10 protein-coding genes and 1 rRNA gene (1 of these 11 cut by a window edge) are annotated in these 10,000 nt (G+C 63.3%); 3 read left to right on the top strand and 8 right to left on the bottom strand.

From position 1 onward, the window contains the following. Together Q7O19_RS10760 and Q7O19_RS10755 are read right to left on the bottom strand one after the other, a co-directional pair. Positions 1-787 (bottom strand): 16S ribosomal RNA (locus Q7O19_RS10760); it reaches 700 nt to the left of the window's first position. 794 nt (positions 788-1,581) lie between these two features. Continuing rightward, positions 1,582-2,001, bottom strand: coding sequence for a CBS domain-containing protein (locus Q7O19_RS10755; RefSeq protein WP_303810507.1), 420 nt, complete (start codon positions 1,999-2,001; stop codon positions 1,582-1,584). An 80-nt stretch (positions 2,002-2,081) separates the two neighbouring features. Here Q7O19_RS10755 and Q7O19_RS10750 point away from each other — a divergent pair, with 80 nt between their 5' ends. Then, positions 2,082-2,360 (top strand): hypothetical protein, encoded by a 279-nt coding sequence (locus tag Q7O19_RS10750; protein WP_303810506.1) that lies wholly within the window; start codon positions 2,082-2,084, stop codon positions 2,358-2,360. A gap of 9 nt (positions 2,361-2,369) precedes the next feature. Here Q7O19_RS10750 and Q7O19_RS10745 read toward each other — a convergent pair whose 3' ends face one another. The 4 genes from Q7O19_RS10745 to Q7O19_RS10730 all read right to left on the bottom strand — a co-directional run bounded on the left by Q7O19_RS10745 (position 2,370) and on the right by Q7O19_RS10730 (position 6,781). Continuing rightward, a complete protein-coding gene (locus tag Q7O19_RS10745; RefSeq protein ID WP_303810505.1) occupies positions 2,370-3,410 on the bottom strand; it encodes a DUF4167 domain-containing protein in 1,041 nt (346 codons plus the stop codon). A gap of 28 nt (positions 3,411-3,438) precedes the next feature. Beyond that, on the bottom strand, positions 3,439-4,242 hold the full coding sequence (locus Q7O19_RS10740; protein ID WP_303810504.1) for an SDR family NAD(P)-dependent oxidoreductase: 804 nt from the start codon (positions 4,240-4,242) through the stop codon (positions 3,439-3,441). After that, positions 4,239-4,922: an NnrU family protein gene (locus Q7O19_RS10735; RefSeq protein ID WP_303810503.1), complete on the bottom strand. Its 684-nt coding sequence runs from the start codon at positions 4,920-4,922 to the stop codon at positions 4,239-4,241. Before Q7O19_RS10735 ends, Q7O19_RS10740 begins: the two co-directional genes overlap by 4 nt. Before the next feature lie 98 nt (positions 4,923-5,020). After that, a complete protein-coding gene (locus Q7O19_RS10730; RefSeq protein ID WP_303810502.1) occupies positions 5,021-6,781 on the bottom strand; it encodes a peptide MFS transporter in 1,761 nt (586 codons plus the stop codon). 119 nt (positions 6,782-6,900) lie between these two features. Here Q7O19_RS10730 and Q7O19_RS10725 point away from each other — a divergent pair, with 119 nt between their 5' ends. Continuing rightward, the gene (locus Q7O19_RS10725; protein ID WP_303810501.1) at positions 6,901-8,139 is read left to right on the top strand and encodes an amidohydrolase family protein; all 1,239 of its coding nucleotides are present in this window, start codon (positions 6,901-6,903) and stop codon (positions 8,137-8,139) included. A gap of 235 nt (positions 8,140-8,374) precedes the next feature. Continuing rightward, positions 8,375-8,953, top strand: coding sequence for a nitroreductase (locus tag Q7O19_RS10720; RefSeq protein WP_303782192.1), 579 nt, complete (start codon positions 8,375-8,377; stop codon positions 8,951-8,953). A gap of 6 nt (positions 8,954-8,959) precedes the next feature. On the opposite strand, the gene Q7O19_RS10715 is transcribed toward Q7O19_RS10720, so the two are convergent. Together Q7O19_RS10715 and Q7O19_RS10710 are read right to left on the bottom strand one after the other, a co-directional pair. Then, on the bottom strand, positions 8,960-9,616 hold the full coding sequence (locus Q7O19_RS10715; RefSeq protein WP_303810498.1) for a head GIN domain-containing protein: 657 nt from the start codon (positions 9,614-9,616) through the stop codon (positions 8,960-8,962). A gap of 139 nt (positions 9,617-9,755) precedes the next feature. Beyond that, positions 9,756-10,000: CarD family transcriptional regulator (locus Q7O19_RS10710; protein ID WP_369692464.1), on the bottom strand; the 245-nt coding region annotated here is incomplete at its 5' end.

Genomic DNA, 10,000 nt, shown 5'->3' with positions numbered 1-10,000 from the left:
CAAGAGCCCCAACAGCTAGTTATCATCGTTTACGGCGTGGACTACCAGGGTATCTAATCCTGTTTGCTCCCCACGCTTTCGTGCCTCAGCGTCAACAACGGTCCAGTGAGCCGCCTTCGCCACTGGTGTTCTTCCGAATATCTACGAATTTCACCTCTACACTCGGAATTCCACTCACCTCTCCCGTGTTCCAGCCATCTAGTTTCAAAGGCAGTTCCAGGGTTGAGCCCTGGGCTTTCACCTCTGACTTGAATGGCCGCCTACGCACGCTTTACGCCCAGTGATTCCGAACAACGCTAGCCCCCTCCGTATTACCGCGGCTGCTGGCACGGAGTTAGCCGGGGCTTATTCTCCCGGTACGGTCATTATCTTCCCGGGTAAAAGAGCTTTACAACCCGAAGGCCTTCTTCACTCACGCGGCATTGCTGGATCAGGCTTTCGCCCATTGTCCAATATTCCCCACTGCTGCCTCCCGTAGGAGTCTGGGCCGTGTCTCAGTCCCAGTGTGGCTGATCATCCTCTCAGACCAGCTAAGGATCGTAGCCTTGGTGAGCCTTTACCTCACCAACTAGCTAATCCTACGCGGGCTCATCCCTAGGCGATAAATCTTTGGTCCGAAGACATCATACGGTATTAGCAGTAATTTCTCACTGTTATTCCGTACCTAAGGGCAGATTCCCACGCGTTACGCACCCGTGCGCCACTAACCCCGAAGGGTTCGTTCGACTTGCATGTGTTAGGCATGCCGCCAGCGTTCGTTCTGAGCCAGGATCAAACTCTCAAGTTCATGCAACCAGCTGCTACGGGGAAAACCGTTGGCAACTGACTGTTGTTCAGGAGCTTATTCTGTTCACAAGATCACTAACGTAACCGGCAAAAAGCCGGTGTGCTATGTGGTATTGAGACATATAAGCTTCGGTTTTAACCACGGCACTCGGAACCTGAAATCCCGAACCGTGGACCGCCGCCCACATGTCCCTTCATTTTAACCTACGATGAGAAAGAGCGACACCGAACATTCCCCTGGCGAACCAGGTTCCTGACCGGTGTCAATTTCGAAGTCGGCGGCAAACGCTTTGCTCTGGTCCAATGGACCGGGGCGGTGGGATCATCGTCGGCGACGGAGGAGGCTTATGGTCCGCTCGAAAGTCTCCGTCAACAACTTTTTTCCGGCGCCTCCGAATTAGTTCGGAAGCTTGAAATCCCCGGCACCGCAACGATTATTTGCCCACTTTAAGGGTGGGTCAAGGTGACCGTTGCTGTTGTCTTGGCTGCCTGGGGAGCGTCGCTCGGAAGCGGCGTCCCCGTTGGCCGGGAGCGCTCCTCTATGGGCGACCCACCGGCCTTGCAAGCGCTTTTTTGCGAGATCGTGTAATTTTCTGTCTCTTCCTTGGAAGAAGTGAACCTTGTCCACAGGGCGCCTGGGGGGACTGCCGCCATCACATCAGGGGAAGCCCGGCAGAATCAGTCCACCCCGATGTCCGGATCCGGCAGAATCGCCTCCACAGTCGCCGCCTGGCAGCTCCAGGCCTTGTACAGAATCGGGTATTCCGCCGAATCAATCGGTCAAACGTGCCCGCATCAGCTGGCAATATAGTGCTTCAACGATTCGGCTTCGGCCTCGGCGTCCTCGATTCGGCGCTTCACGAGATCACCGATCGAAACGAGACCCAGAAGCCGGTCGCCTTCCAGCACGGGCAGATGGCGGAATCGGCGGTCGGTCATGATCGCCATTGCATCAGACACGTTCATGCGTGCGTCGGCCGTGATCACCGGCGCCGTCATGAGATCAGCGGCGGTGGCATCGTGCACGCCCTTCCCGTGCAGGTGCATGCCGCGGCAGATGTCACGCTCGCTCACCAGGCCGGCAATGACATCACCATCCATCACCAGCACAGCGCCGATGCGATGTTCATGAAGTAGGGCAACAATGTGGGTGATCGGCGAATCGCGGCCGACTGTGACAAGCGGCTTCTTGCCGACGAGAAATGAACCGAGCATGATTCGCCTCCCAATAAGGGCGCCGATTTGGCGCCGTGGTCGGCAATCATGCGCCCAACACCACCGGAAGGCAAAGTACAATGAATGGCCCAGGCCCCAGCCCTTCCGAGCCGGCTGCCACCAGCGCTGCCTGGGTGCCCTTCTGGCGCCTGATGCGCATCGTGGCACTGTGTGCGCTTCTGGCCGTGCTGGCCGCACTGGGCTGGCTGCAGGCCACAGGTGCGCCACAGCGATGGGAATTGTGGCTGGCGGTGGCCGGCGGCGTTGGCGGCTCTGTGTTGCTGTCAGGCGCACTAATGGGCCTGGTGTTCGTCTCCAATCGCTCCGGCCACGACGACAGCGTGGGCCGGGGCGACTAGAGGCCGGCGTCAATCAGCCGATTTGGTTTCCGCTGCCGGCTTGCGGGTGCGGCGGCGCACGGGCTTTTCAGCCGGAGCGGCTTCGGCGGCGACGGATTCGGCCGGAACCGGAGCTGCCGGGGCATCCTCCGCATCGCGACGCACGGTCAGGCGACGGCCCTCGCCGCGCGAGACGGGGGGTGGCAGCGCCTGCAGAAACGATTCGCGGTCATCGATCGCCGGTGCATCAGTTGAATCCTGATCCCGCGGCTGCTCTGACCGTTCCGGCCGGCGATCACGGCGATCACGCTGCCAATAACGGCCGTTGCCGTCGGCGCCACGATCTTCACGGGGCCGATCTTCACGGGGACGTTCGTCACGCGGACGATCATCGCGGGGCCGGTCGTCACGGGTGCGGCCATCACGGTTGCGATCATCCCGGCGACCACGCTCACGGTCATCGCGGGGGCGATCATCACGCGGCCGGTCATCGCGGGCGCGCTCATCACGGCGTTGATCGCCGTCATCACCGCGATCGTCGTCGCTCTCGGCATTGCCGCTGTCGCCGTCCACGCCGTCATCAACATAGCCGTCGCGGCCGTTGCGGCCTTCGGGCTGGCGATCACGATGATCGCCCAAAATGCGGAAATAATGTTCGGCATATTGCAGATAATATTCTGCCGTCACCCGGTCGCCGGCCTGTTGGGCATCACGCGCCAGGGCACGATATTTTTCCAGAAGCTGGGTGGCATTGCCGCGCTGGCGGTTATCAAGCCGGGCGCCGTAATTGTTGCCGCCAGCCATTTGTTGCGGGCGCGGACCGGTGTTGCCGCCTCCACGCCGCCGCCGCTGGTTGTTCCTGATCAAGATCGTTGTCCCCGTTGACTGGCCATATCGCGGCGGCTGTTGGGTGTAATCATGCCCTTCGCGCGGTTCGGACGCCGAGGGCCAACAGGCCCATCCGCGACCGGGCTTGCCCTTTACTGGCGTACCGGCTGATGCTGCGCGAGAGGCAGCCCGCTGCTTTCCTGCTGCGGCTACCTGAATGCGCCTTAGCCGGGCAAATCCCATCCGCCAAGGGAAAAACGACGCAGGCCCCTCAGCGTGCCACCTTGGGCGCCATGCCAGCCATCAACTGGAAGCAGGCTTCCGGATCCTGCCGCTTCAGGCCGAGCAACTGCATTTCGGCCGCGCCATCCCGGCCGACGGGAATTTCGGGCACATTGCCCGTGATCCCGGCGATAATCTGCGCGGCAGCCTCGTGGATGGAAATGCCGGCATCAACCGGATCCTCGCCATCACCCTTCTGGCTGCCATCACCACGCAAGGCGTTCTTGCCGATGCCGGTGGCGACAAAGCCGGGGGTGAGCACGTGCACCTGCACACCATATTGGGCGATCTCGGCCCTGAGCGCGTCGGACCAGCCGACCAGCGCATGTTTGGCAGCACAATAACCGGTGCGCAGCGGCGAGCCGACCTTGCCGGCGACCGAAGCGTTGTTGATGATTCGCCCCGAGCCGCGCTGCACCATGGCCGGCAGCACCAGCTGGGTCAGCCGCAGCGGCGCGAAGAAGTCCACCTCCATCAGAGTGCGGTAAACCGGCAACGCGGTATCGAGCGCCAGGCTGCGTTGCGAAATGCCGGCATTGTTCACCAGCCAATCGACACCGCCGGTCGCAGCCGCCACCCGCGCGGCAATGGCCGGCAGCGAATCAAGATCGGTCACTTCAAATGCCTCGACAATGCTGCCGGGGCATTGGGCGGCAACCTCTTCCAGCGCTGCCTGGTTGCGGCCCGACAGCACCAGCCGCGCGCCCTGTGCCGCCAGCGCCAGCGCCAGCCCCTTGCCGATCCCGGCCGAAGCGCCGGTGATCCAGATGGCCTTGCCTGCAACATCGCTCATTGGAAATAACTCCAGTCGGCGGCCGGCACGCCGATCAACATCGGGTGGGCCCACAAGATCAAGAACCACAACAGCAGCCCGCCCAGCACCGGCACCAGGCCGGGCCAGATCGCGCTCCATGGTTGGCGGCCGGCCACGATGGCCAGAAACGGAAAATGCGAGGTGCGCGCCATGTGAGCGGCATAGGCGGGGTTCTTCGCTTTCTTCCTGCCGTCCTGCATGGCCGTGCCGAACAACGCCAGCACAGCCACACCGCTGGCCAGCACGATGGTGCGCGGATCAGCGGTCATCATGATGTGCACGCCGGCCCAGATCGCCATGCTCCACATCATCGGGTGGCGAGTGATGCGCTGCAGGCCCTTGGGTTCCCCCTTCACGCCCGGCATCATCGCCGGGTTGGGCGCGCTCACCGATCCCACGAAGAAGATGCAAGCCACCAGCATCGCCGCCAGCGCTGGGATGTAAGCGCCTGCCGGCGTATCCCACAGCCGTTCCTTGGGCGTCTCCCGCCACAACTGCACGGCGCTGCCGAAACTGGCCAGCGCCACCAGCGAATAGACGACGGCGAAGCGCTTCTCGCCCAGCCGCGCCACCAGGAGGCCACGCAGCGGGTGCGACAGCAGTACGTGGCTGGCCACGAACAGGCCCACCAGCAGCCCAAGCAACATCAGATCAGACATGGGGCTCTCCCTTTAGGCAGAGGCTAATCCCCGCCGCCGCAGTGATATTGCAGCAGCGGACACGGCGGGCCAAGCGCTTTGTGAACGACCAGAGCCGCTCACTTCACGCCGTGCATCAGCTTCTTGATCAAGGGCGAGATGAGCAGCAGCACGCCGCCAATCGCCGCCGAGGCCAGGCCGATAGTTTGGAACACGCCGGCATAAGTATCGAGGCTGACCTTGAGATTGGTCACCTGCCCGCCCACCGTCTCAACGCTGGCCACCTGCGCCACTAGGCCGCCCACATACTGCGCGCAGGCGATGGAGACGAACCACAGGCCCATCATCAGGCCGACGATACGGGCGATGGAAAGCTTGGTCACCATCGACAGGCCGACCGGCGAGATCATCAGTTCGGCCATGGAGTGGATGAGATAGAGGCCAGCCAGCCACCAGATGCCCACCTTGAAATCATCACCGGCAAATTGCGTGCCCCACACCAGGAACAGGAAACCACCGCCAACGCCGGCCAGCGCCATGCCGAACTTCACCGGAATGCCCGGTTCCAGCCCGCGCCGGCCCAGCGCCTGCCACAGCAGGCTGAACAGCGGCGCCAGCATGACGATGAAGATGGCATTGAAGAACTGCGTCTGCCCCGGCGAGATTTCAAACAGGCCAAAGATCGACAGATCGGTGTTGCGCGCGGCAAACAGCGTCAGGCTGGAACCCGCCTGTTCGAACAACGTCCAGAACACGACGTTGAACACGATCAAGATGATGGCTGCCAACATCATCTGCCATTCAGCGCGGTTGCCATAGACGATCGACCAGATCGGGATCAGCACCACGCAGGCCAGGAAGGTGGCAAACAGCACCTTTCCCAGGATCGGCAACCCCATCAGATAGCCTATGAAGCCTGCGCCTTCCACCGGCGGTGGGGCCGCCATCAGGTTGGTGAACAGGAACCACACCAAGGGCACGAAGGCGATGGCGCCCAGATAGATGGGAATGTCGCGGTTGGGTGCACCGACCGGCGGCTCGCCATAGCCTTCCAGCTTCGGCCCGGCGAACTGGATCAGATACCAGCTGAGCGCCATTCCCAGCGCCGCCAGCAGGAAGCCCGCCCACCAGCCATAGGCATCGGCCAGAAACGGACAGGCGAGCTGGCTGCCCAGCGAGCCGAGGTTGATGCCCATGTAGAAAATGGTGAAGCCCGCGTCCCGGCGGCTGTCGCCCTTGGCATAGAGGCTGCCAACCATTGTGGAGATATTGGGCTTGAAGAAGCCATTGCCGATGGTGACCGCCGACAGGCCGATCAGCATGATGGTGACGAACAGCGCATCGCGCTCCCCGCCGGCTTCGAAACCGCCCTTGTCGATATGGCGGGCTTCGGTACCGTCGGCACCAAGCAGCGAGACGCTGCCATCCTCATTGCCCTTGATCTGCAGCTTCTGGCCGTCGAGCGTGACGAACTGCGCATTGTCATTACCCTTGGTTTCGACGCTGACCGCATATTGCTGGCCATCGAATTTGGCCCAGGGCTTGGCCGCCTCACCACCGAAACAGAGCGTGAAATAGCCCAGGGCCATCAATATGGCGCCGAACTTCACGGCTTTCTTCGATCCCAGATAATTGTCGGCCAGCAAGCCGCCGACCAGCGGGGTGAGGTAGACCAGCGCGGTGAAGCCGCCATAGAGGCTGGTCGTCGTGCTGTCGGAAAACAGGAAATGGTTGGCGAGATAGAGCGTCAGCAGCGCCCGCAAGCCGTAATAACCGAACCGCTCCATCGCTTCGGTTGTGAACAGCCGCGCCAGCTGCGCCGGGTGGCCGAACCATTGCGGGCGGGTATCTGCCGCCGCCGCGCTCGCGTTCTCGCTCAAAATGTCTCTCCCTCGCGCGCCAGACCCAGGCGCGCCATTTCCGGCACCGGTGATAGCGGGCAGCAACGGTTCCGCCAAGCCGACTTGACCTTGGCCGCCCGCAAGAGTCTGCTCGGGCCATGATCCGTCACCTGCTCCCCGCCCTCCTCGCCCTGTTGCCACTGCCTTCCGTGGCCGCACCCATGCTGATAACGCCCGATCGGGTGTGGGATGGGGACGCGATGCACGCGGGCTGGCAGGTGCTGGTCGATGATGGGCGCATCGTGGCGGTGGGGCCGAATCTTGCCGCCCCAGCCGATGCCCAGCGCGTTGCCCTGCCCGGCCAGACGCTGCTGCCCGGCTTCATTGAAGGCCACAGCCATCTGCTGCTTCACCCCTATGACAAGGTGCCGTGGGACGATCAGGTGCTGAAGGAAAGCGAGGCCTATCGCGTTGCCCGCGCCGTCGTACATGCCAAGGCCACACTGATGGCGGGCTTCACCACCGTGCGCGATCTCGGCACCGAAGGCGCCGGCAATGCCGATGTCGGGCTGAAACGCGCCATCAATGAAGGCCATGTTCCCGGCCCCCGCATGATCATCGCCACCCGCGCCCTTGTCGCGCCGGGCAGCTATGCACCGAAGAACGACGCCTGGGCGGTGCCGCAGGGCGCCGAAGAAGCCGATGGCCCCAATCTGGTGAGCGCCGTGCGCCGCCAGATCGGCGCCGGGGCCGATGTGGTGAAACTCTATGGCGATTATCGCTGGCGCCCCGGCGAAGGCAGCCGGCCGACCTATTCTCAAGGTGAAATTGCCGCTGCCGTGGCCGCCGCCCATGATGGCGGGCGGCAAGTTGCCGTACATGCCAACACAGCCGAAGCCATGCGCCGCGCCTCCGCTGCCGGGGTGGAGGTGATCGAACATGGCAGCGAAGGCGATGCCGCCACCTTTGCGCTGATGGCGAAGAACAAGACCGCGCTGTGCCCGACGCTTGCCGCCGGCGATGCCATCGCGCGCTATCGCGGCTGGAACGGCCAGGAACCGGCACCGGCCGATGTGCAACAGGACCGTACCGCCTTCCAGTCGGCGATGAAGGCCGGCGTGCCGATCTGCATGGGCGGCGATGTCGGCGTGTATGAACATGGCACCAATGCCCGCGAGATGCTGCTGATGGCCAAGGCGGGGATGCCCAACGCCGCTGTGCTCACCGCCGCCACGGCCGGCAACGCCCGCTATTTCGGGCTCACCGACCGCGGCCGCATCGCGCCCGGCCTGCTGGCCGATCTGGTGGCAGTGCCCGGCGATCCGCTCGCCGATCTGGCGGCTGTCTCCCGGGTGCGATTCGTGATGAAGGGCGGGGCGTTGGTACGGGCCGACTAAACGACGGCTGTCCTACAGGGGGCAATTCCGTTTATCATCCGGCTCGGGTTGGCCCGCCGTTCTGTCTCAATTTGCAGTCTCGAACAGCCTCGCGCGCACGAGAATAAACTGTAACCTTTGTAACCTACAGGCGCGCGCTGCCGGGCGGCGCTGGCAAGCCTGAAGCCCCTTCGCTGGACCGACAGTCAGTCATCCGATTTGGCAATTCAGGCGGGCCGCATTACTGCCGACCGCCATGGACAATTTCAACGATACCACCAGCACCACCGCCCTGCTCGCCAGCCGCCGTTCCGGCAAGGCACGCGAAATGGTGGCACCCGGCCCCGATGCCAGCCAGTTGCAGGCCATGTTGGCCGCAGCCGCGCGCGTGCCCGATCATGGCAAGCTGAACCCATGGCGATTCGTGGTGATCGACAATCGCGCCGCCTTTGCAGACGCGCTGATGGCCATCTATCTGGCGGGCAAGCCCGACGCCGGCCGGTTGGAGCGCGAAGCGGTAACCCAGTTCGCCACCCAGGCGCCCTGCCTTGTGGTTGTGATCGCCAGCCCCAAGCCGAGCCATATTCCGGCGTGGGAGCAGGAGCTTTCAGTCGGTGCCGCCTGCCAGAATCTGGTGCTGGCCGCGCACGCCCATGGCTTTGTCGCCAACTGGCTGACGGGCTGGGCGGCATTTGACGAACAGGTGCTGGCATTGCTGGGCGGCGCCGTACCAGAACGCATCGCCGGCTTCTTCTTCATCGGCAGCCAGGGCAAGCCGCTGGAAGAACGCCCGCGGCCAGACCTTGCCGCCATCACCAGTCACTGGCGCGGCTGAACCGCCTCACCTGCACTGCACGGTGCCGCTGCCGGCGTCCTTCTTGATACAGCGGGCGCCGCCGGTGATGCGCACATCGGCCTGACCGCTGGCTTGGGCACTCACATTGCCCGAACCGGCAACGCTGATCGCGGTGTTGGTGCAGGCCAAGCTGGCCAGATCGGCATCGCCACTGCCGGCGATCTTCACATTCAGCGCGCCGCAGCGGCCGGCGACCTTCACGTCGCCCGAACCGGAATTGGCCACATTGGCGGTACGGGTATCGAGGCTGGCCAGCATCAGATTGCCTGAACCGGCGACTCGGATTTCGAAGGTGTCGCCACTGCCCTTGTCGGCCTGCACGTCGGCTGAACCGGCGAGCGACAAGCCGTGCAGGGCCGGCAAGGTGACGGCGAGGTTCACATCCTTGCCGCCCAAGCTCCAGTTGCCCTTCTTCCGGCCGATGTGGAGCACGCCCTTTTCAACGCGCACCTCAAGCTTGTCGAGATCGGCCGCTTCACCGCTGGCGACGACCGAATAGCCATTGCCCTGGCGCACCGACACATTGTCACTGCCGCCGACAGCCACCTTGTCAAAGCCTGAGGCATCGAAACGGCGTTCGGCAGCGCTGGCGGGAACGGCGGCAATGGCAGCAGTGAGCAGCAACAGGGCGGGGCGGATCATGACAGAAACTCCTTGTGTATTGCTGTATTAATACACAAGGGCTGGACAGCTGCAAGTCTATTACGAAACAGGCGCCGCTCCCTGGGTGGGAAGCGGCGCCTGTGTCATCGCGAAGCCGTGTTGGCTTCGTCGAAGCGGCTCACGCCGCTTTCAGCACTTGCTCGATCTTCTGCTGAGCAGCCGGCTCGTCGATGTTCTCCATCGCGGCCAGTTCGCGGGCGAGGCGGCCAATGGCGGCTTCATAGATCTGCCGTTCGGAATAGCTCTGTTCCGGCTGGTCTTCGGCGCGATGCAGATCGCGCACCACTTCTGCGATGCTCACCAGATCGCCCGAATTGATCTTGGCTTCATATTCCTGGGCGCGGCGCGACCACATGGTGCGCT

This window comes from Sandarakinorhabdus limnophila DSM 17366, from assembly GCF_945882885.1.
GTDB classification, from domain to species: domain Bacteria; phylum Pseudomonadota; class Alphaproteobacteria; order Sphingomonadales; family Sphingomonadaceae; genus Sandarakinorhabdus; species Sandarakinorhabdus limnophila_A.
This window is presented reverse-complemented; position numbering and strand designations above follow the sequence as displayed.